This is a genomic window from Citrobacter sp. wls615 (assembly GCF_005281355.1).
GTDB lineage: Bacteria > Pseudomonadota > Gammaproteobacteria > Enterobacterales > Enterobacteriaceae > Citrobacter > Citrobacter werkmanii.
In genome coordinates this window covers 225,015-246,992 of sequence record NZ_SZXM01000026.1, presented here as the reverse complement: position 1 = coordinate 246,992, position 21,978 = coordinate 225,015, and the positions used below count along the sequence as shown (strand labels likewise).

Genomic DNA, 21,978 nt, shown 5'->3' with positions numbered 1-21,978 from the left:
TTATGTAATATATATATTGTAAAAACTTTTCAAATACGCAACATTGACACTATGATAAGCCTCGCATTTTTAACTTATTTTTTACATTATTCAGGGTAAAGCTTGCCACTGGTAGCTGACGCGGCGCGCGCGGCTCCAGAGGTTATCGGAACACACATCCGTCTGTGCGGCAGATTTTGCGCATGGGCATGTAAAATAACGCGGCCATTCTTACCTTCCTTGCCCAGCGGGCATGTGTTAGAAAGGGTCGTTGTTTCAGGGAATTGAGTGCAGAAAAGATTATGATTACTCACGCGGTCATATTTGCGCCTATCGGGCAGGTCAGTCGTTCAGACCAGATAGTGCAACGCCTTTCAAACGCTATTATCACGGGATTGTTGGAGCCGAAAGAACAGCTTCCCAACGAAACTGATTTGGCAAAGATGATGGGTGTCTCACATATCACTATCAGAGAAGCGCTAAACACGCTTCGGGCTAATAATCTTATCCATACTGTTCGTGGTCGTAATGGTGGCAGCTTCGTTTGCGAAAATATCGATGGCAAAAATAGCCCTCTGCATCCGTTCAAAGCGATCAGTACCGATTATCTTTCGGATCTGGGGGAAATGCATTGCGCCATCATTAGCCATAGCGCAAGACTTGCTTCCAGACGAATGACTGGCGCGGATATCGCCAAATTTCGCGAGTTTGTTGAGGTGCTTAGAAAGGCAAAATCACCTGAGCTGATGACCCAGGCCGATATGCGATGCCTGCTGGCGATAGCCGCCAGTTCACATTCGGCACGGCTGGCGAACCAGGAGCTTCAGGTGCAAGCTGAATGGGCATCGCTGGTGGCGATCCTCTATCGCACGGACAGCATTCATGCCGAAATTATCGCGCTTTATTCAGCGCTGGCCGATGCGCTGGCAGCCCACAACGAGGCGGAATCAGTACAGCTTGCCACGCGGATCATCGACACCTTTACCTATTACCTTATCGAAAAAAAGCTGAAATATAACTCGAACTGACAACCCGTGAAGGCAGGACAGACAATGAGCTCTTCGACATCCTTAAGCGCATTAATCCATAAAATTGATGATATTACCGTCTCTACCGTAGATTCTACCGTGGCGCTGGCGAGGAGCATCCATGAGGCGATTGCCGGAATACAGAAAGCTTCAGCCGAGGTTGTCCTCGATCCCTCTGTGAGATCCACCGTTCAAGAGCATATTAAGCGCACGCTCAATGACAACCATTACTGCTCTGGAGCCGGATTTGCCAGCCATATAGAGAGCACTACCACCACCAAAGAGTATTGGCTTTTGGAGTGGTGGTATAAGAAAGATAATGGTTTGAGCCAGGCTCACCTCGATTTGGATCAGGCCACGCAACAACGACTGGATTTCAGAACCTTCGAGTGGTTTAAACATTCGCCACCGGCAGGGAAAGCTTATATCCACGGCCCGTACGTCGATTATATCTGCAATATCTCCTATACCCTGACTTCGGCAGTGCCGGTCTACTACAACGATCAGTTCCTCGGCGTCGCCGCCGTCGATCTGCTGGTCAGCCAAATCGAAGCCGAACTGCTCTCCTGCGCTCATCCTGACTACGTCATACTGACCAATCTGGAAAACAGGATTATCTTCTCCAGTTGGCCTCGCTTTCGCGTGGGGGAGTTACTGTCACCCGCCAACAGCACCGTGGTATATCAGAGCGACTACTTTATCCTTTATCACTATCAAAACTAAGGGCCCGAAGGCCCTTGTTTTAGTTATCCTGCCCCATATTGAGCTTATTGGCGTAAGCAATAGCATCATTTTCCGGCGCCGCAGAGCGGCCAAACGGTCGGGTCAGGAACATATAGATAAGCCCCGACCCAACTACAATCGCCAGTCCGAACAGCACTGTCCAACGGTCAATGAAGTCGCTGCTATCTGCCGGTTGGGCCAGCAACCAGATCCCACATAATCCATAGGCTAAGGCCAGTACGTTTACAATCACGCCCCAACCGCCAATGGTCCACTCCCCGGCCGGTTTCCAGCCCTTCAGACGCTGACGTAACGCAGCAAGCACGACCATCTGGAACGAGATATAGATACCGATTACGGCAAACGCGGTAATACGCGACAGGTTGTCTGGCTGGAAATAGACCCAAACGCAGATGATCACCGGCAGCAGGCAACTGACGACCATCGCATTATCCGGAACGCCGTTTTTCGAGATTTTGGACATCCATTCACTTCCCGGCAGCATTCTGTCGCGGGAGAAAGAAAAAATGAGACGGCTTAACGCAGCCTGTAGAGACAAAATGCACGATAACATCGCCACAATCGCGACGATGATAAAGATAGTTGCGCCTGTTTCCCCCAAGGCTTCATTGAGAATGGCGGGGATTGGATCGGACGTTTTACCATTCACGATACTGACCAGATTCGGTGAAGCCAGCAGATAACCCATCACGGAAATGATGGCGGAAATCGCGCCAAATACGATGCTTAAAATCATCGCGACCGGGATCTTTTTGCTCGGGTTCTGCACCTCTTCCGCTACGTTACCGCAGGCTTCAAAGCCAAAGAACATAAACAGCCCCATCAGCGCGGCAGACATAAATGCGGTGGAGTAGCTTCCGTCCTGAGCCAGCACGCCCATCGAGTCAAAAATGACGGAGAAAGGCTGCGAACGATGAAAGATCAACAGATAAATTCCCAGCGCAATCACGCTGACAATTTCACACCAGAAGCCAATTTTGGCGACCCTGGCCAGGTTTTTGGTCCCGGACATATTAACAGCCATCATCAACAGCAGTAGCAGGACAGACGTCAGCAACATGGTGGCAGGCGTTTGGCCATAGTGGAACAGCGACTCAACAAACGTCGAGGTATATTCCGCAATTGACGTAATGGTGACCACCAGCGCCCACAGGTAAATCCAGGCGGCGATCCAGGCATATTTCTTGCCCCATAATCTTCTCGCCCAAGGATACAACCCACCGGTTATCGGATACTGGGATGCGACCTCACCAAACACCAACGCCACTAAAAGCTGGCCACATGCGACGATTAAAATCCACCATACTGCGGGCGGCCCCGCCAGCGTTACGGCCAGCGCAAACAGCGAATAGACGGCCGTGAGCGGCGAAAGGTAGGTAAAACCCAACGCGAAGTTTGAAATTAAACCGATTGAGCGATTGAACTGTTCTTTGCCATCTTTTTGAAAATTATCGTTTTTCTTATCAGGTGTCTGTTCCATATATCTTTCTCTTTTGTGGAATAGTCGCAGGGTTGAACAATAAATGTATAAAAGATATTAAGTTATATGTATAGTGATTTTGTCGCATATTTGTTAAAAATGATCGCACATCACGTTAATGGAAAAGTGAAGATAAAACGGTAGAAAGCGCTGGCATTTAGCAGTATTTACGACCAGCAGATCTTCACAGCCGCCATCTGTGGGCCACGCTGCCAGAAAAATATGCGCATCTGATTTAAGTTCGGGGCTAAGTAGCAATAATCGCTGCTGTTAAGCAACATTTTTGCAATATAATAGTGTGATGTTAAACGCTGAACCTGAGCAGGTGAATGATGGAAATTGATCTCGATAATCTGGTCTTTGATGGACTGGAAGAAGCGCAAGAGCGTAATGCTGAACGTCTGGAAGATGCTGATAAGAAAGCGCAGGAAATTATTGCTGATAATGACTGCGGCGACGCCTGCAAAATCTGATTTCCAAACCGGCGCAATGCCGGTTTTTTATCGCCTGCTAACCCTTCCCACTTCAGCTTGTATACCGTAAAGCCGCAATCAATTGGGCAAAGGCGGCGGTGTGCTGCCTACGGCTGGGGTAGTACATATAATAGCCCTGGAAAGGTTCGCACCAGTCCTCCAGTACTTTTTCCAGCGCACCGTCAGTCACCGCCTGTTCGACAGTGTCTTCCGGCACAAATGCCAGCCCCATCCCGGCAATCGCTGCGCTAATCCGCGGGGGGAGATTGTTAAAAATAAGCTGCCCTTCAACCCGCACGCGCAAATCTTGTCCGCCTTTGCTAAATTCCCAGGCATATAGCCCGCCCAACGTCGGCATACGCATGTTGATGCAGTTATGGTTTTGCAGATCGTGTGGGGTGAGTGGTTTACCGTAGCGGGCAAAATAAGCGGGTGAACCGACCACCACCATGCGCCAGTCCGGGCCAATTCTGACAGCAACCATATCTTTTGCCACCTGCTCGCCGAGACGAATACCCGCGTCATAACGGCCAGCCACAATATCCGTCAGGCTGTTGTCGAGGGTCATTTCCACTTTCACTTCAGGATAAGTCTGCAAAAAAGGCGCCAGCGCGGGCCAGACAGTCGATTGCAACGCATGTTCACCCAAGGTAAGGCGAATGTTACCCGCCACCCGCTGACGGATGTCGGTTAGTGCCAGCAGTTCCGTTTCAATGTCATCAAAACGCGGACTGATACTGTTGATGAGCCGTTCTCCGGCTTCAGTCGGCGCGACGCTGCGCGTGGTGCGGGTAAGGAGTCGTACATCCAGCCGCTCTTCGAGTCCACGTATCGCATGGCTTAACGCTGACTGCGAGACCCCAAGCTTTGCCGCAGCCCGCGTAAAACTCCGCTCGCGGGCGACGATAATGAGGTAATAAAGATCGTTAAAATTATCACGCAGCATGCTTGTCCCCAGCCATTAATTTTATTGACGTATGGTACAGGTCATGAGGGTAATCACGTAGCGTTTGTGAACGTTCGCGCACATCACTCCTGATCTCCCCCCTTTCACTAATAACATTTTGTATATAGATAAGAATTTTTTCTTATTTTGTCTGAATCGTAAGTTATGGGAGCGTAAAAAGCACAAACCAAAAACTACAGGGATTTCATACAATGATGGCAACGAAAATTCACAGCGCTAAAAAAACACTTCTGGCACTCAGCGTGCTACTGGCCTCTGGCATTAGCGTTTCGCAGGCTCAGGCCGACCAATTGGCCGATATCAAAGCCGCAGGCGTAGTCAAAGTGGCGACATTCGACGCCAATCCGCCGTTCGGTTCAGTTGATGCAAAAACGCATAAGATTGTCGGCTACGACGTCGATTTTGCCGAAGCGCTGGCCAAATCCCTGGGGGTAAAACTGGAGTTGGTAGCCACCAATCCGGCCAACCGTATTCCGTTATTACAATCCGGTAAAGCCGATTTAATCGTAGCGGATATCACGATCACACCTGAGCGCGCACAGGTGATCGATTTCTCAGTGCCCTATTTTGTCACCGGCCAGCAGTTCCTTGTACCGGCAAAATCTCCGGACAAGCTAGATGAATACGGCAAAGCGCGAATCGGCGCGGTAAAAGGGACTACCGGTGAGCAGGCGTTACATCAGCGCTTCCCGCAGTCGCGTGTACTGGCCTATGACGATATTCCCCTGGCATTAACCGCATTACGCAACGGTAATGTGCAGGCCATCACCCAGGACAGTACAATTCTGGCGGGCTTGTTAAGCGGTGCGCCGGATAAAGCAGATTTCAAAATTTTGCCGGACCTGCTGAGTAAAGAAGAGATCGGCGTGGGGGTAAAAAAAGGCGAACCCGCTCTGTTAAAAGCCGTCAACGATGAACTCTTGAAGCTGGAGTCTACCGGTCAGGCGGCAAAAATTTATGATGTGTGGTTCGGTCCTGAAACCAAAAACCCACAGCCCCGCGCCTTTAAAATAGAAGCCAAGTAATATGCTCTCAGCCCTTTTTCATCGTTCCGCAGCTTCGGCTGCGGATTCTACCCAATTGGGTCAGGCAAGCGTCAAACTGCACAATGTGATTAAGCAGTATGACGCTCATACCATACTTAACGGTGTCAGCCTGGCAGTTGAACCTGGTGAAGTGGTGACCATTTTGGGTCCCTCTGGCTCTGGAAAATCCACTCTTATACGTCTTATCAATCAGCTTGAGTCGCTCAGCGGTGGCGAAATTTTCATTGATGGTAAACCAATTAGTCAGTTGCGCGGAGCGGCATTACGCCAGTTACGCAGCCGTATCGGTTTCGTATTTCAGCAGTTCAATCTCTATTCGCATCTGACCGCGCTGCAAAACATTGCGCTGGCGCTGGAATATGTTCACGGCTGGAACAAGGCGGAGGCGAAAGGCCGGGCACTCGAATTACTGGATCAAGTAGGACTGTTCGAGAAAGCCGATGCCTATGCCGCTCAGTTATCTGGCGGGCAGCAACAGCGCGTTGCCATTGCCCGCGCGCTGGCTTCATCGCCACAAATCATTTTGTTTGATGAACCCACCTCCGCGCTGGATCCAGAAATGATCGGCGAAGTGTTACAAGTGATGAAAAATCTGGCTCACAGCGGTATCACGATGATCGTCGTGACTCATGAAATGCACTTCGCCCGTGAGATTGCCGATCGTGTGGTATTCATTGATGGCGGCGATATACTGGAGGTCGCCTCGCCGGAGGATTTCTTCACCCGCCCACAACATCCCAGAACCCAGCGTTTCCTGAAAAAAGTGCTCGACCCGTTACACCAGGAGTTACCGTTATAATGCATCTAATGGACTGGCAGGGGGTGCTGAGCGGGCAACCTCTACAATGGATAATTTCCGGTTTTCTCACCACGCTATGGGTGACGCTGGCAGGCGTCGCGCTTGCCACTCTCTTTGCTCTCCTACTACTCGGCTTACGTTTGACAGGCAATCGCATTGCCACCGCGGTGGTCGGCATGTGGGTCTCAGTGTTTCGCAACACGCCTTTACTGGTGCAACTGATGTTCTGGTATTTCGCCGCATGGAATTGGCTACCCCGTGACGTGATTACCTTTATTAATGCTGAACACCCATGGTCAGTTCTGCCGGGTGACGTCTGGTGGTTAACGCCGGAGTTTCTTTGTTCTGCCTGGGGGCTGGGTGTTTTTACTTCAGCCTTTTTGGTCGAGGAGATTGCCTCTGGTTTGCAGGCGGTTTCTGCCGGACAACGCGAGGCGGCCATTGCTCAGGGCTTTTCCGCCTGGGCGGTTTTTCGTCACATTCTCCTTCCCCAAGGGCTGGCGAACGCATGGCAGCCGATCGTTGGGCAATATCTCAACCTGATGAAACTCTCCTCGCTTGCCAGCGGTATTGGATTTGCAGAGTTGACCTATCAGGTGCGGCAAATTGAGAGCTATAACGCGCATGCACTGGAAGCCTTTGCCGTTGGAACAGCCCTCTATCTGTTTATCGGCATCGTGCTAGGCATGCTGCTTACGCGTCTTGGTCCGAAATCTGCGTCAGGTAAACAGTTCAGGATAAGAACGCGTCCATTAAGTTTCAGGAGCATCCCACATGATCGCTAATATTTCGGTCATTACTGACAATCTGGACTATCTCCTGTGGGGACGCGTGACCGAAGGCCAACCCGGCGGCGTGCTACTTACTTTGCTGATGGCCATCGGCGCGGCATTGCTGGCACTGCCCGGGGGGATAGTTCTTGCCTGCTGCGCCTGGCGTTTTCCGGGCGCGGTTCGCAAAGGACTGTTTATCTGGGCCGAGTTTATTCGCGGCATTCCGTTAATCTTTGTGATTTTCTGGATGTGGTATTTGCTCCCCATGCTGACAGGAAGCGATCTGCCTGGCGCAGTTACCGTGACGTTAGCACTGGCATGGTTCACTGCCGCCTCGGTGATGCACTCGGTGTATGCCGGAATTAGCGCGTTACCTGGTGGGCAATATGAAGCGGCAGTGGTGCAGGGTTTTCGCCCGTACCAGGCCCTGTGGCTTATTTTATTGCCGCAAGTGCTGCGCAACACTATGCCGTCATTGACAGGGATTTTTATTGGACTACTGAAGGACACGTCGCTGGCGTTTATTGTCAATGTGCCAGAACTCACGACGGTTGCCGGTCAGGTTAATAGCCGGGTGCAAATCTATCCGGCAGCCATTTTTATCTTTACCGGACTGGTCTATTACCTGCTGTGCTTTAGCCTGGAAAAAATCACCCAGCGACGGTTCGCGCTAAAATGACCTCAAGGCTCAACATTCCACGAACTGGTGGTCTTCGTTGAGCCGATATTTCACGCCAGCCCGAATATTATTTTCGCCTTCAACCGCAAGCGCAAAACGCATTCTTTTGCCATCATGATAGGCCAGCGCCGCGCATCCGCCAGGACCGAGTATAATCGAATCGACAGTACCGGTACTGGCAACAACCGCGTTCTCTCCGCTGGCAATAATATGGATATTATCTGCACAATTGGCGATTTTCGATTCCGCGCCGAAACAGGCTAGCTGGGTTAAATCACCGCTGCAGGCAATACGGTTTCTGTCACCCAGTGCACTGATGCGTACACGCATGCCGGTACTGGCGATACGCGTCCCGTCGCCCACGCTACTGATACGCGCTGAATTTCCCGCGACCGCAATTCGTCCGCGATCGCCTGAGCTGCCGATATGCGCGTTATAGCCTACGCTGCCTATACGTACGCTGTAACCTGCACTGGCAATCTGTGCGGCATAGCCGGCGCTGGCGATTTTAACGTTATCATCCGCACAGCCAAAGCTGACATTATCTTCCGCACTCGCCAGCGGCCTACCTGTTTCCCCCACCGTTTGCACGCGGGAAATATTTCCCATCGCCCGGATATCCTGCCGGACAAAACTCTCCTCTTCCCGCCATTTTGACCAGCCATATTCCACCAGACTATTTGCCCAGTCGATATACCCTTCCCGCTGGAGCGCACGATGTACATCGGCATAACTTCCCCCGGCGGGAAAAGTACGTAGAAACCAGCGATACATTACGGGCCCAACGCGCCAGGCCCGTAAGTCATCACGCGTAATCATCATCGCTTAATGCCGGTGATAGCCATCCACCATGCACTTGAAGGTTTCGCCCGGCGTGCGCCCCGTAGTGCAAAGATACAGATGCCCGAAAATAAAAAACAAACTGATTATTGCCAACGCAAAGTGCGCCTGTAACAACCAGTAACGCACGCCGGGGAACAGATCGCCGACAACCGCCGGATAGAGCGATAACAGACCCGATATCAACAACAGCGGCAGCAAACCATACATCACGGCAACATAGGCTGCTTGCTGTAGCGGATTGAATTTCGAACGCTTTGATGCCGGGAATGGATGTGACTCTCCTTGCATAATGCCAAACAGGTAAAAACGCGTTTGTCTTTGCGCTCGTCCGATCCAGCCCTGACGTTGAATAATATAATGATGCCCGTTACCGCCAATCAGGTTGATTAGGACAAAACCAATCCAACAGGCGAGCAGCAAAAAGCCACAGACCTCGTGTACAGTGAGCAGGCTTTTCATCACCGACGCGCTGACGGCCGAGAAGTGATTGACGAGTCCACTCACCAGAAGAAGCAGAAACAGCAGCGCATTCGACCAGTGCCACAAACGAACGGCCTTCGAGTATAAGTAGACCTTCTCACCGTGCCCTGCCGACGCTTTATGCGCGGCACGAAAGCGCAGCATGGCGTGTAGCGCCAGCACCAGCCACATTCCCACCAGCATTAATCCGGCGATGACCAACCACACAGGCCAGTAGTCAGGTGAAAACATAGGGACATATTGCGCAAGCTGGGCGTGAAACTGTTCGGCATTCTGCGACGCGTTCATACATTTTCCTTTTTAATCAAATGTTGACCGAACCGACGATACAGATGGGGTTTCCCGGCGCCTGCAAGTTGATACTCGTAATACTTGTTTTCCCGCAGCCAGGTCTGAATCTCCGGGCTATCTTCACGACCAAAAATCAGCGCGTGTTCCGGGCAGGCGTTAACACAGATCGGAGGGAAACCTTTCGCCAGACGTGATTCAGCGCAAAAGTCGCATTTATCCGCTACTTTGGTGCGCGGATTGAGATAGCGTACCTGATAAGGGCACGCGCCTATGCAGTAACTGCAGCCGATACACGAAGACGTATCTACCCGCACAATGCCATTCTCATCTCGCCAGGAGGCGCCGGTTGGACAGACCTCGATACAGGGCGCATCATCACAATGCTGGCAGGACTGACGAAAATAGTGATACAGCGTTTCGTTGTCGTTATCCGAAACCGGAATATGCGCTATCGACAAACGGCTGCCCTGGTCAGGAACATGATTGGTTTTCCTGCATGCGCGGGCGCAAATATTACAGCCGTTACACAGAGATTCGTCGTGGATCATGACATAACGAACGCCTTTAGTGCTCCTGGGGCTTGCTAACAAACTTTGACCTGGGCCGGTAAAAAAAATCACCGTCCCCATGCCAATGACAAATTTACGTCGGGTGAAGGACATCGGGTTATCCTCTAATGCTGTGACAGTGGTCGTCCACACATTCCATGACATCAACCTGAAGAATTCAGGGGTTCTGATACTGCTCAACCTCAAACCATTCGCACAGGCCGTACGCTTTGCCATAACTCATAAAACGTTCGCTAAACAAATAAGGCTCCGCATTTGACGATTCCACAGTGCGTATATCTGCGTAATCCGGGTGCGTTTCCATTGCCGAGAGCGCCGCTGCAACCTGCTGAGATTCAAAGCTATACGGCGGTTGCGTCAACATCGCGACCTTATAGGGGCGCGGATACGTTTGACAGTCGAAGCGTACCGCCTCGGCAATCGCGCGACAGATGTCGTTTTCCACCACCTGCACACACATGCTGGCGTAGTTTGCCGTCATGGTTTGCGTTGAAAAGAAATATGCCTCTTCAGCGCCGTGCACACAGGTAATATCCGCCCCATTCGCACCGTGACACAGGGTATCCAGCAACACGGTAAGGTCGGTTTCAGGAACCGAATATGGTGGCTGCAGGAAGGCACTGCGTGCCACCAATTGACCCGCTGCTGAATGCTGGCGGATAAACTCCGCCACTATCGACTCCGGGCTGGCAGGTTCCTGAACCTGCGTCGCGTTCACCTGTTCTGCAGGCAGCTGTAGCGCCTGCAGCCAGTGTCTCTTTTGGCTATCTACCTCATCAGGAAACGCCTCAATGGGTGCCTGAACGTTGCTCACGTTAGTCATCTCGCGTTCCTTACGCTGGCAACAGATCTTGTGCCGCCAGATCGGCTGCCACATCCTCAAGTCCGAGTCGATTCAGCGTTTCGCGCGTAGGGCAGCCCAGTTCCGGATCCCAGCCCATTTCCTGATAGAACATCGTCAGTGACAGGCGCATGTCCTCCCGGTCCATCTTGTCGGTCCCCTCGGTGAAGACCGGGATCTTCGGATCTTTATCAAACACCCAGGAACAGATGAGATCGTGCTCATTGCGCATATCTTTGGTTTGCATCAGTTTGACCGTATAGGCGCGATGCAGGGTAAAGATACGTTCAGCGGCCAGATCCAGACTCGCCTGCGTGGTTTCATCGCCAGTAACTGCCTGGAAGAATTTCGCTTCCAGATCCAAATCTCCGCGATAATTACGGCTCTTGAGCGGCGAAACCGTCATCGGCCAGACCCAGTTGCATAGCGTGACCGCATTATGCAAACAGACTTTCAGCAACGTCCATTTGGCATATTTGATCTTCGCGGCATTGATCGGGGTGTAGTTTTTGGTTTCGTCGTATGCATCCTGCGAACCAAACAGTTCGCCCGCCACTTCGCGCTGTAATTTCAGCGGCAAACCGGAACCGATGAAGTTAATATGGGTATGCGTCATGCAGTCACGGTTAAACATACAGTTGGTGATCGCCCCAACCTGCGCTGAAGCCTCGTTAGCGTGGTGGACAGGAAAACCAAACGGCGACCACAGTTTGTTTTTGGCATAACCCCAGTACTCTTCGCCCAAATCCCAGCGTTCAGCAATGGCATATGATCCGTCCGCAAGGTGGCTGAGTTCCCCCACGCGATGCGCCAGCCGATAGTAAAAATCCTTAATAAAATTAGGATCGCCAGCTTCCAGTTGATCCCAGCGGATCTCCGCATACTCTTCCGCCGGCAGTACGCGCTTAAAAACACCTTTCGAGTAGCAATAAGTAAAATCACGGTGCAACTGCCCGTAGTTACACCAGATGCCATAATCGTCGAACAGGTTCAGACCAATCAGGTTTCCCACCACCCGCCCATCGTCTTTATCGTCAAAATCTTTCGGGCCATTGGGGAAAATGGTGGTGTGCACAAAGTTCGCCACGCAGGTGTTGCCACCGGTACTCGGTACGCCAAAATCTTTCACCCGCGGGACATTGAGCTGTGACATACAACGAATGGGGCATGAATGACAGCCGCTCATTTTTACCGTGTATTTCTCAGCGGCAGGTCCGAGATCGAACACGGATTTATAGGTACGGAAACCGACGGTATTCTGGTTGCCCGGCGGGATTTCACCCGTTTCGATTGGCCCGCCTTCCGCCGCTCCCCAGAACAGTCCCTTGCGGGCCGTCCAGCGCGAGTTTGGCGAAGAGTATTCTGCCCAGGCCTGCGGGGTGCTTGGTACAACGTGGTTGTTGTTGGCGCCGATAAGCTCGGTCATCATATAGTCATTGAGCCGCTTCATCTCTTTGCGGTCGGCGATATTGACCCCTTTGGTCCCTTCTACCGCAATAGCCTTCAGATTTTTCGAGCCCATCACCGCGCCAGTACCGGCGCCGCCGCTGTGGTTGCGGCTGTTGATCATGCAGGAGAGCGGTACCAGATTTTCCCCCGCCTGGCCAATCGCGGCGACGCAAGTCTCAGGGCTGGTAATGCGGCAAATCTCTTCGGTTGTGGCGCGCGTGCCCTTGCCCCACAGGAAATCGGCTTTTTCAATGCTGACCTTATCGTCTTTAATGTTGATCCAAACAGGCGATGCGGACTTACCTTCGATAATAATCGCATCGTAACCGGCAAATTTCATCTGTGCGGCGAAGAAACCGCCCATGTGGGCATCTACGACTAAATTACCTTTGGTAAATGTTGACAAGGAGGTGATATTGACGCGGGAGCTACAGGGTGCGCCCGAGCCGGTTAATGGCCCGGTGGCGAAAACCAGTTTATTCCCTTCATCAAAAGGCATGGTGCCTGGCGGGACTTCGTCGTACATAATTTTATACCCAAAGCCCATCCCACCGATAAATTTCTTAAATTTACTGGAATCTTCATGGGTGATATTACCCGTGGTGAGATTGATCCGTAAAATATTACCTGTCCAACCATTAGCCATCATGTTTTCCTTTGCAAGAAGGTTTAATAGATATACCCGTCAGGCAGTTTTTTATTCAAAACTGCGCTATTTTTGGCAATTAATGACGCGTATCAGGCATGCCTGCCCTCTATCAAACGGTAATATCTTTCCACTCGATAATTTTTAATGCCCCAGTAGGACAAGCATTGGCGCATTCCCCGCATAACACACATTTTGAGGATTTTTTCGTTTCCGTGTTAACGGTCGCCATCATCCACGGGCAGGCTGTGGTACAAGCGCTACAGCCAATGCAACGTTTGTGGTCTACGGCAATACAGCCGTCTTCCTGCTTCCAGGTAATGGCGCCAATTGGGCAGACCTTCATGCATTGCGGATCTTTGCATTGGCGGCAGGTATCCGCGGTATAGTTTAAATCACCATACAGTCCGCCACCGGACCCGACGCCATCATCGCCAAAGAAGTAATTACGATGAATTTTGATGCGGGAAAAGAAGGTGCCAACGGCCCCATCGTTATAATTGGTACAGGAAATCTCGCAGCGATGACAACCGGTGCAGCGTGCTCGCTGCGTTACCAGCACCCCTTTCGGCGTATTGATAAGGCCAACTGTACCGCTGTCGATATCTTCCTGCTTACAACCAAAAAGTGATAACAACGCGGGTGCAATGGTCAGTCCTGCCAGACCCTTTCCGGATATACGTAAAAATTCCAGCCGCGTTAAACCACAATCTAAAAATGGACGATCAACCTGGTTCATTTATTTCGCATCCTCTTTGCAAACGCAGTAGCAGCAACACATCCAGGCTAATTTTTGCACGCAGATTGGCCGATTCGGCCATTAATGTTGCCAACAACACGTGAATATTTGCCCTAACCTGATCGTATAAATGACGGTGGTTAAACTGAATGAATCTAATCCTTTAGGGTTAGGCACAAAGATAATGTGGTTATTTAGGGATCGTCGTTTTGATCGTCATCAATTAAAAAACGGAAGGAAAGTAATTAATGCGGAGTGAGATTTATTATCATTAAGATAAGTTGAAATAATATTTCATATGGTTTGCAAATATTTGTGACTACACTCTCAAATATATTTTTATATATCAATCGATATACAACGAAATATACAGCGGAGTGTATTTCTCTAATTGCAGTCCTAAATTATATATATTGATAGAATAACGTGACGAGAATAAGAGGATGGCGCAAATGACTGCCCTCCTCTTTTTATGGATTATCCGGCCAATGCTTTAATAACGGTCTCAATGGCTTGTTTTTCTAGCTCACTGCGCTTTACACGCTGGTTGGCGAGGGTGGTTCTCAGCACACCTGCAATGACGATATGCTTTGGCTCTTGTCCCAGATCGCGCATTTCCAGCACTACTTTACCGACTACTCTGCACATTTCATGGTACAACTCGTCGTCTTTGGTCTGATTTCCCATATTTGCCCGCCCGTCATTAACTCAAACCAACAGCATATATCACTCTGGCTGATTAGACAAAATTCAATGAAAATCAAACAAATGTCATAAATTTACTGGATCCGCTGCAGTCGATTAACCAACTCAGCAAGGCTCCGCGCCTGCATTTTTTCCATCACCCGCGCGCGATGAACTTCAACCGTACGCACCGCAATATTCATGGCGTCAGCAATTTCCCGATTCATTAACCCTTTTGCTACCAGTTGCGCCAACTCTCGTTCCTTTGGCGTGAGCATCTGATAGCAGGCCACGATCTCTTGTCGCGAGAAGGCGGCGTGAGAAATCTGCAAAGCATGCTCTAACGCCGCCTGAAGCGGCTCGGCGGACACCGGCTTTTGCAAAAAATCGACCGCGCCACGTTTCATTTGTTCAACCGCCATCGGCACATCGCCATGCCCGGTGAGGAACACCACTGCCAACGTACTTTCTCGTTGGCGCATCGCTTCATGCACAGCGCGCCCATCCATTACCGGCATACGCATATCCAGCAACAGTACGCCGACCTGATACAGGTTTGCCTCAGAGAGGAATGTTTCGCCTTGATCCCAGCAACATACCTCGTATCCCAGGCTTTCCAGTAAAAACGCACAGGCCTGAGTGACGGCAATGTCGTCATCCAGCAGATGAATTATTGCCACTACGGCCTCCCTCCCGGTTTTGCTTAAAATGTAATGTCACCACCACGCCCGCTTTTTCATCAGGAGCCTGATGGTTTTTGATCCCAATCTCTCCATTCGCGTAACGCACCAGCCGCTGACAAATGGCTAATCCCAGCCCCATGCCCTCTTTACGGGTGGTCATAAACGGCTGAAAAGCCTGGTACAACTGTGCCTCATCAATACCGCCAGCGTTATCCTGCACCCAAATACGCACATCACCCTCCTCACGCTGGGCGCTGAACCACACCGTGGTTGCCCCTGCCTGGGCCGCATTAAGCACCAGATTGGCCAGCACCTGCTCAAGCAGAACGCTCGGCAGCGTTAGCGTTAACGTCTTATTTACCCGAGCTTGTAGCGCTACCGCCGGAAATTGCTGGGGCATACGCAATAATTGCCAGACGTGATGAATAGCATCATGCACGTTGACGGCTCGCCAGTCATCGGTCATCACCGGATTACCCTGCGCCTGACTGACCCACTGGCGCAGATTGTGCAATGTGTCAGCCCCCCGCTGCGCCTGGGCATCAATGTTCTCCAGCGCAGGTAACAACGGATGCTGCTTATCCTGACCGCGTAGGCGGATCAAACAGCCCTGTGCATAATGGCGGATAGCCGACAGCGGCTGATTGAGTTCGTGGGCAAATCCGGAGGTCATCTCACCAAGCACACTCATTTGGCGAGCAGTTTCCAGCGCCTGTTCTTGTTTGCGCAGAAGAATGCTGTTCCGCTCCAGTTGCCTGCCGCGACGGCGGACCAGCAGCATCACCCAGATATAATTGAGCGTCAGCAGCAACAGCACAACGGCCACCGCCCCCATTGCGAGCCGGTGCTGGATAAACCAACTTTTGACGTCCAGCCAAAGCTGGCGCTGCTGCGGATGCTGGCGGACATCACGCAGCAACGCTTCTACCTCGCGTGTTGAGGCAGGCGCTCCCCAGCGAAACGTTGCATTCTGCGGCGCATTGAACAGCACCCGTGTGACGCGATCGGCCAACTCGTCGCTCACTGCAGGCAGTGCCGCAAACGACCAGTCAGGATACAGTGGCGTACTGGTTAAACAGGGAATCGAGGTTGGATGGTTGAGTACAGCCCTAAAGTCCGTTTTATGAATGAGCCCTTCCTCATCCATGTTTTCCAGCAGACACACCGGCACAATCACCGCCTGCACGGCTTTTTCGCGTAATAGATAGAGTAAGGCATCGGCAGGAAAACCGGTAAACATCAGGCGTAAATCGCGCTCCGGGCGCAGACCAGCATCGCTAAGTGCTTTATACCCCAACAAATAGCCGCCAAAAGCCTGAGCATCAATGGCGCCAACCGTTTTACCGATCAGATCATGCGCGGAAGCGATCCCACTATCGCGCCTGACGAGAATCGCGCTGCCAATCACGTTACTGGCGGCTTTGCCTCCACGGGTAGAACGTAACGACGCCAGCCAGCGTAACGCAGAACGGCTGTTTAGCTGTACAAACTGCGCCGGATTGGTGACTACAAACTGTACCGTGCCGCGATTCACTGCCTCCTGCATCTGCCGTAGGTCCAGCGGTTGTATATGAAACTGCTCACCGGGAATTTGCTGGTTCAACAGGGTTTCCAACGGCTGCCAGTGCTGACGTGTGGAGATCTCCCCACGCATTGCCAACACGCCAATGTTCCATGTCTGCGCCGCAACCGTGCCGCTTAGCATCCACAGCGACGCCAGCGCCGTCAGGCATCTTACTACGTTGCGTCCCACTCAATTATCCCTGTCAATTATGTTGTTTTAGATCAACAACAAGCCGGGTATGTGGTTAACCACAATAGAGTACCCCCCGTCACGATTTTTACACTGTAAATCATTGGAATTCTTTATTCATCACACTCAAATCAACGGCGTGACCAATGTTTCGTTGTTGAACCGTGACGGGAGAAAATATGGACAGCAGTAAACGGCAGTTTCTCCAGCAACTGGGCGTCCTGACCGCTGGCGCTTCACTGGTTCCGCTGGCTCAGGCGCAATTCCCCTTCTCGCCTGAACGCCATGAAGGCTCACTCAAGCATCGCTACGCCATGCTGATTGACCTGCGACGCTGTATTGGTTGCCAGGCCTGTACCGTCAGTTGCGCCATTGAGAACCAGACGCCGCAGGGGGATTTCAGAACCCTCGTTAACCAGTATCAGGTGCAGTTGACAGGCCAGCAAAGCGTCACCAACGTCCTGCTGCCGCGCCTGTGCAACCATTGCGATAATCCACCTTGCGTACCCGTTTGTCCGGTGCAGGCCACCTTCCAACGCGAAGACGGCATCGTAGTCGTCGACAACACCCGCTGCGTGGGTTGCGCTTACTGCGTGCAGGCCTGTCCATACGATGCGCGGTTCATCAACCACGAAACGCAAACCGCCGATAAATGCACTTTTTGCGTACACCGCCTGGAAGCGGGCCTGCTCCCGGCCTGCGTTGAATCCTGCGTCGGCGGCGCACGTATCATTGGCGATATCAAAGATCCGCACAGCCGGATTTCTCAAATGCTGCACAAACACCATGAGGCCATCAAGGTGCTGAAACCCGAAAGCGGAACATCACCGCACGTGTTTTATCTGGGTCTGGATGAAGCGTTTGTCACCCCGTTAATGGGACGTGCTCAACCCGCTCTCTGGCAGGAGGTTTAAATGAACCATTCACTGATTATCGAAGAGGTTCTGGCCCATCCACAGCATGTAAGCTGGTTACCCTGGGCCGTACAGTATTTCTTTTTCATCGGTATTGCCGCCTGCGCCGCGCTGTTCGCCTGCGTGCTGCACTGGCGTAAACAGAAGACGGCAGAACTGGAAAACCTGACGCTGTTAATCGCCCTGACCTGTGCAATAACCGCCCCGTTGGCGCTGACCGCTGATTTACACCAAACCGCCCGCGTCTGGCATTTTTATGCTTATCCGACGCCATGGTCCTGGATGCCATGGGGCGCACTGTTTTTACCGCTGTTCACCGGCTTCCTGGGCCTGTGGTTTCTGGCACAGCACGTTAAGCAGTTAACACTTAAAAGTTACAGCGTAACTAAATGGTTGGCCGTCGGTAGCGCCTTGTCCGCTATCGGATTACTGGTTTACACCGGTCGCGAAGTGTCGGTGGTGCAGGCGCGTCCCGTCTGGTTCAGCTACGCCTTTCCGGTTGCAATGTTCCTCAGCGCGCTGCAAACGTTCCTCGCCCTGCTCATCGCTGCAACAAAAAGTGAAGGATCTTTGCTGCGCAAACTGGCGTGGGGACAAATTGTCGCCTTGAGCGCGCTGGCTATCGTGGTGGCAATTTGGGTGAGCAGCAATACGCTATCCGGTTCAGCAATCCGCCAGTGGCTGGATGTCGCCTCTTCGGCACGGCACTACGCCATCGGCTGGGTTGCGCTATGGCTTATCTCGCTTGGCCTTTGCGGGCTGGTGCTGCGTTTTCCATTATCGCGGCCGCTGCACATATTACTGGCGTTTAGCGCCATGGCGTTGTGCTGGCTGATGCGCTGGACGTTACTCATCCAGGTACAGACCGTACCGAAATTTAACGCCCAGTTTAATCCTTACACCCTGCCCGGCGGTACCGATGGCTGGCTGGCCATTGTGGGCACCTTCGGCCTGTGGATAGCACTGATTATTATTGTTCGTGAAGCCCTGAACGCGATCGCAAGGAGAATGCAACATGGCTAATTTAACCCGTCGTCAGTGGCTTAAAGTCGGTCTTGCTGTAGGTGGCATGGTGACGTTTGGTCTGAGTTATCGGGATGTAGCAAAGCGCGCGCTGGACGGCTTGCTGGACGGTACCTCCGGCAAAATTACTCGAGATCGCATCTTTGGTAATGCGCTCATCCCCGAAGCCAATGCCAGGCCGCAATGGCAGCAGAATCCACAGCAGGTGATCTCGATGACGCAATGTTTTGGTTGCTGGACACAATGCGGTGTGCGAGTCCGGGTTGATAGTGAACAAGGCAAAGTGCTGCGCATTGCCGGTAACCCCTATCATCCATTATCTCACGAGCACCATATTGACGCCTCTGTCCCCTTTGCCACGGCAATGGCGAAACTGGCGGGCGAGTCGGGTCTGGATGCGCGCTCCACCGCCTGCGCTCGTGGCGCAACATTACTTGAAGGTTTGTACAGTCCACTGCGCATTCTGCAGCCCATGAAACGCGTTGGCAAACGCGGTGAGGGAAAATGGCAGCGCATCAGCTTCGAACAATTGATCAAAGAAGTGGTGGAAGGCGGCGATCTGTTTGGTGAGGGCCATGTTGACGGCCTGCGGGCTATTCACGATCCCCATACACCGCTTGATGCCAGACATCCCAGCTTTGGGCCAAAATCCAATCAGTTGCTGGTCACCAATACCAGCGATGAAGGACGTGATACGTTTTTACGTCGCTTCGCGCTGAACAGTTTCGGCAGTAAAAACTTCGGCGCACATGGCGCTTACTGCGGCCTGGCCTATCGAGCCGGTTCTGGTGCGCTAATGGGGGATCTGGATAAAAACACCCACGTGAAACCCGATTGGGATAATGTCGAGTTCGCACTGTTTATGGGAACCTCTCCAGCGCAATCCGGTAACCCGTTTAAGCGCCAGGCTCGCCAGCTCGCCAGCGCCCGTTTACGCGACGACTTCCGCTATGTGGTGGTAGCGCCAGCCCTGCCATTAACCACGGTACTGGCTGACGATCGCGGCCGCTGGCAGCCCGTGCGTCCGGGAAGCGACTCCGCACTGGCGATGGGTATGATCCGCTGGATAATCGAAAAACAACGCTATAACGCCGATTATCTCGCCATTCCCGGCGTGCAGGCCATGCAGCAGGCCGGAGAAAAAAGCTGGAGCAACGCCACGCATCTGGTGATTACCGATGAGATCCCAAATCTTGCCGGACAGCATTTAACCCTCGCGCATCTGAACGCAAACGCCGCCCAGGAGCCGGTGGTCGTTAACGAGGCCGGCGATATTGTCGCTGCCAGCGGTTGCCCACGCGCGCAGTTGTTTGTCACCCGAGAAGTCACGCTGACAGACGGTCAGACGGTAACGGTAAAAAGCAGCCTCCAGTGCCTAAAAGAATCCGCCGAAAAACTAACGCTGGCGCAATACAGCCAGCAGTGCGGCGTGTCTGAAGCAGACATCGGCGCCCTGGCCGATGCGTTTACTCGTCATGGACGCAAAGCGGCGGTGATCTCCCACGGTGGTATGATGGCAGGCAATGGATTTTATAACGCCTGGTCGGTGATGATGCTCAATGCGCTGATTGGCAACCTGAGTCTTGAAGGCGGCGTGTTTGTCGGCGGCGGTAAGTTCAATGGCGCCACCGATGGACCACGCTACAACATGGACAGTTTCGCCGGGAAGATTAAACCAAAGGGATTAAGCATCGCACGCAGTAAAACCGCGTATGAGTCTTCCGAAGAGTATCGCAATAAAGTGGCCGCCGGCCAATCACCCTTCCCGGCAAAAGCCCCGTGGTATCCGTTTGTGGCCGGTCAACTCACTGAACTTCTTGTCTCGGCACTCGAAGGCTACCCTTATCCGCTAAAAGCCTGGATCTCTAACATGACCAACCCGTTTTACGGCATCGCAGGGTTGCGCGGCGTGGCGGAAGAAAAGCTTAAAGATCCTGCGCGTTTGCCGCTATTTATCGCCATTGATGCCTTTATGAACGAAACCACAGCGCTGGCAGATTACATCGTGCCGGATACCCATAACTTCGAAAGCTGGGGATTCAGCGCCCCGTGGGCGGGCGTCGCTAGCAAAGCCACCACCGCTCGCTGGCCCGTGGTCAGAGCCGCAACCAGCAGTACCGCTGACGGTCAACCGGCTTCAATGGAATCTTTCTGTATTGCGGTAGCGAAACGCATTGGTTTGCCTGGTTTTGGTGATAATGCGATTACCGACCCGCAAGGCAATCAGTATCCGTTAAATCGAGCGGAAGATTATTATCTGCGCCTCGCCGCGAATATTGCGTTTATGGGCAAAGCACCGGTCCCGGAGGCTCAGCCGGAAGACATTGCCTTGACTGGGGTGCAACGGATCATGCCGGTGATAACGCAAACGCTGAAAGCCGATGAAGCCAGCCGGGTGGCATTTGTGTATTCACGCGGTGGGCGTTTCGCTCCAGCCAGCAATGGCCAGGTGGAGAATCGCGTCGGCAATGCGTGGGAAAAACCGTTGCAAATCTGGAATGCGAATGTCGCCGCGCACCGCCATGCGATAACCGGGGAACGCTACAGCGGATGCCCGGCCTGGTATCCTTCGCGCCTGTCGGATGGACGTGCGGTCGAAGAGTTGTTCCCGGAACAAGAATGGCCACTGAAATTGATCTCCTTTAAATCCAATACCATGTCCAGCGCCACGGCGGTGATCCCGCGCCTGCATCATCTGAAGCCGGTTAATCTGGTGGCGCTCAACCCGTATGACGGTAAGCGGTACGGTTTAGCACATGGTGATACGGTACGTATCACCACGCCTGGCGGTCAGGCACTGGCGCAAATAAGCCTGCTGCATGGCGTGATGCCGGGAGTTATCGCCATTGAACATGGCTATGGACATAAAGAAATGGGCGCGGCGCAGCATACGCTCGACGGCGAGCCGATGCCATTTGACGCGCAGATAAGGTCGGGAATTAATCTTAACGATCTTGGCTTTGCGGATCCTACCCGGCAGGTAACCAATACCTGGCTTGACTGGGTGTCGGGTGCGGCGGTACGCCAGGGGCTGCCGGCAAGAATTGAGCGAGTGTAACTTTCGCGTCGGGTGGCAACGCTAACGCGTTTTATCC

General features: G+C 52.4%; 21 protein-coding genes. 10 read left to right on the top strand and 11 right to left on the bottom strand.

The genetic code is table 11. The features are described from left to right. Window positions 1–281: 281 nt before the first annotated feature. On the top strand, window positions 282–1,007 hold the full coding sequence (locus FDX04_RS09500; protein ID WP_042308714.1) for a FadR/GntR family transcriptional regulator: 726 nt from the start codon (window positions 282–284) through the stop codon (window positions 1,005–1,007). A 24-nt stretch (window positions 1,008–1,031) separates the two neighbouring features. Further along, window positions 1,032–1,730, top strand: coding sequence for a cache domain-containing protein (locus FDX04_RS09495; protein ID WP_137360064.1), 699 nt, complete (start codon window positions 1,032–1,034; stop codon window positions 1,728–1,730). Window positions 1,731–1,749: 19 nt separating this feature from the next. Here FDX04_RS09495 and FDX04_RS09490 read toward each other — a convergent pair whose 3' ends face one another. Beyond that, window positions 1,750–3,231, bottom strand: a complete 1,482-nt coding sequence (locus FDX04_RS09490; RefSeq protein WP_042308718.1) for an APC family permease — start codon at window positions 3,229–3,231, stop codon at window positions 1,750–1,752. Window positions 3,232–3,563: 332 nt separating this feature from the next. On the opposite strand from FDX04_RS09490, the gene FDX04_RS09485 reads away from it, so the two are divergent. Continuing rightward, window positions 3,564–3,704 (top strand): hypothetical protein, encoded by a 141-nt coding sequence (locus FDX04_RS09485; protein WP_003832695.1) that lies wholly within the window; start codon window positions 3,564–3,566, stop codon window positions 3,702–3,704. 52 nt (window positions 3,705–3,756) lie between these two features. Here FDX04_RS09485 and FDX04_RS09480 read toward each other — a convergent pair whose 3' ends face one another. Beyond that, the gene (locus FDX04_RS09480) at window positions 3,757–4,650 is read right to left on the bottom strand and encodes a LysR family transcriptional regulator (protein WP_137370837.1); all 894 of its coding nucleotides are present in this window, start codon (window positions 4,648–4,650) and stop codon (window positions 3,757–3,759) included. A gap of 212 nt (window positions 4,651–4,862) precedes the next feature. Here FDX04_RS09480 and FDX04_RS09475 point away from each other — a divergent pair, with 212 nt between their 5' ends. The 4 genes from FDX04_RS09475 to FDX04_RS09460 are packed head-to-tail and all read left to right on the top strand — an operon-like array spanning window position 4,863 to window position 7,968. Next, a complete protein-coding gene (locus FDX04_RS09475; protein WP_061381427.1) occupies window positions 4,863–5,696 on the top strand; it encodes an ABC transporter substrate-binding protein in 834 nt (277 codons plus the stop codon). 1 nt (window position 5,697) lies between these two features. Continuing rightward, window positions 5,698–6,516: an amino acid ABC transporter ATP-binding protein gene (locus tag FDX04_RS09470; RefSeq protein WP_137370836.1), complete on the top strand. Its 819-nt coding sequence runs from the start codon at window positions 5,698–5,700 to the stop codon at window positions 6,514–6,516. Continuing rightward, window positions 6,516–7,301 (top strand): amino acid ABC transporter permease, encoded by a 786-nt coding sequence (locus FDX04_RS09465; protein ID WP_137349829.1) that lies wholly within the window; start codon window positions 6,516–6,518, stop codon window positions 7,299–7,301. The genes FDX04_RS09470 and FDX04_RS09465 overlap by 1 nt, the downstream gene beginning before the upstream one ends. Beyond that, a complete protein-coding gene (locus tag FDX04_RS09460; RefSeq protein WP_061381430.1) occupies window positions 7,291–7,968 on the top strand; it encodes an amino acid ABC transporter permease in 678 nt (225 codons plus the stop codon). Before FDX04_RS09465 ends, FDX04_RS09460 begins: the two co-directional genes overlap by 11 nt. 9 nt (window positions 7,969–7,977) lie before the next feature. On the opposite strand, the gene ydhT is transcribed toward FDX04_RS09460, so the two are convergent. The 9 genes from ydhT to ttrS form a co-directional block, all read right to left on the bottom strand. Further along, complete coding sequence (ydhT, locus tag FDX04_RS09455) at window positions 7,978–8,790, bottom strand: protein YdhT (protein ID WP_137365575.1); 813 nt, start codon at window positions 8,788–8,790, stop codon at window positions 7,978–7,980. Between the two features lie 3 nt (window positions 8,791–8,793). Next, window positions 8,794–9,579, bottom strand: a complete 786-nt coding sequence (phsC, locus tag FDX04_RS09450; RefSeq protein ID WP_137360060.1) for a thiosulfate reductase cytochrome B subunit — start codon at window positions 9,577–9,579, stop codon at window positions 8,794–8,796. After that, on the bottom strand, window positions 9,576–10,244 hold the full coding sequence (locus FDX04_RS09445; RefSeq protein ID WP_042308731.1) for a 4Fe-4S dicluster domain-containing protein: 669 nt from the start codon (window positions 10,242–10,244) through the stop codon (window positions 9,576–9,578). Before FDX04_RS09445 ends, phsC begins: the two co-directional genes overlap by 4 nt. A 64-nt stretch (window positions 10,245–10,308) precedes the next feature. After that, the gene (locus FDX04_RS09440; RefSeq protein WP_042308733.1) at window positions 10,309–10,974 is read right to left on the bottom strand and encodes a YdhW family putative oxidoreductase system protein; all 666 of its coding nucleotides are present in this window, start codon (window positions 10,972–10,974) and stop codon (window positions 10,309–10,311) included. A 10-nt stretch (window positions 10,975–10,984) separates the two neighbouring features. Next, on the bottom strand, window positions 10,985–13,087 hold the full coding sequence (locus FDX04_RS09435; protein WP_038640295.1) for an aldehyde ferredoxin oxidoreductase: 2,103 nt from the start codon (window positions 13,085–13,087) through the stop codon (window positions 10,985–10,987). A 112-nt stretch (window positions 13,088–13,199) separates the two neighbouring features. After that, complete coding sequence (locus tag FDX04_RS09430; protein WP_038640293.1) at window positions 13,200–13,826, bottom strand: ferredoxin-like protein; 627 nt, start codon at window positions 13,824–13,826, stop codon at window positions 13,200–13,202. 477 nt (window positions 13,827–14,303) lie between these two features. Beyond that, the gene (gene fumD / locus FDX04_RS09425) at window positions 14,304–14,513 is read right to left on the bottom strand and encodes a fumarate hydratase FumD (RefSeq protein WP_137360058.1); all 210 of its coding nucleotides are present in this window, start codon (window positions 14,511–14,513) and stop codon (window positions 14,304–14,306) included. 92 nt (window positions 14,514–14,605) lie between these two features. Continuing rightward, on the bottom strand, window positions 14,606–15,190 hold the full coding sequence (ttrR, locus tag FDX04_RS09420; RefSeq protein ID WP_137370835.1) for a tetrathionate respiration response regulator TtrR: 585 nt from the start codon (window positions 15,188–15,190) through the stop codon (window positions 14,606–14,608). Further along, complete coding sequence (gene ttrS / locus FDX04_RS09415; RefSeq protein WP_137370857.1) at window positions 15,165–16,898, bottom strand: tetrathionate respiration histidine kinase TtrS; 1,734 nt, start codon at window positions 16,896–16,898, stop codon at window positions 15,165–15,167. Before ttrS ends, ttrR begins: the two co-directional genes overlap by 26 nt. 227 nt (window positions 16,899–17,125) lie before the next feature. On the opposite strand from ttrS, the gene ttrB reads away from it, so the two are divergent. Genes ttrB through ttrA form a run of 3 tightly spaced genes read left to right on the top strand, consistent with a single transcriptional unit; the run spans window position 17,126 to window position 21,941 of the window. Further along, window positions 17,126–17,860: a tetrathionate reductase subunit TtrB gene (gene ttrB / locus FDX04_RS09410; protein ID WP_137360056.1), complete on the top strand. Its 735-nt coding sequence runs from the start codon at window positions 17,126–17,128 to the stop codon at window positions 17,858–17,860. Beyond that, the gene (gene ttrC, locus FDX04_RS09405) at window positions 17,861–18,883 is read left to right on the top strand and encodes a tetrathionate reductase subunit TtrC (RefSeq protein WP_042308742.1); all 1,023 of its coding nucleotides are present in this window, start codon (window positions 17,861–17,863) and stop codon (window positions 18,881–18,883) included. Beyond that, window positions 18,876–21,941: a tetrathionate reductase subunit TtrA gene (gene ttrA / locus FDX04_RS09400; RefSeq protein WP_137360054.1), complete on the top strand. Its 3,066-nt coding sequence runs from the start codon at window positions 18,876–18,878 to the stop codon at window positions 21,939–21,941. Before ttrC ends, ttrA begins: the two co-directional genes overlap by 8 nt. Window positions 21,942–21,978 lie beyond the last annotated feature (37 nt).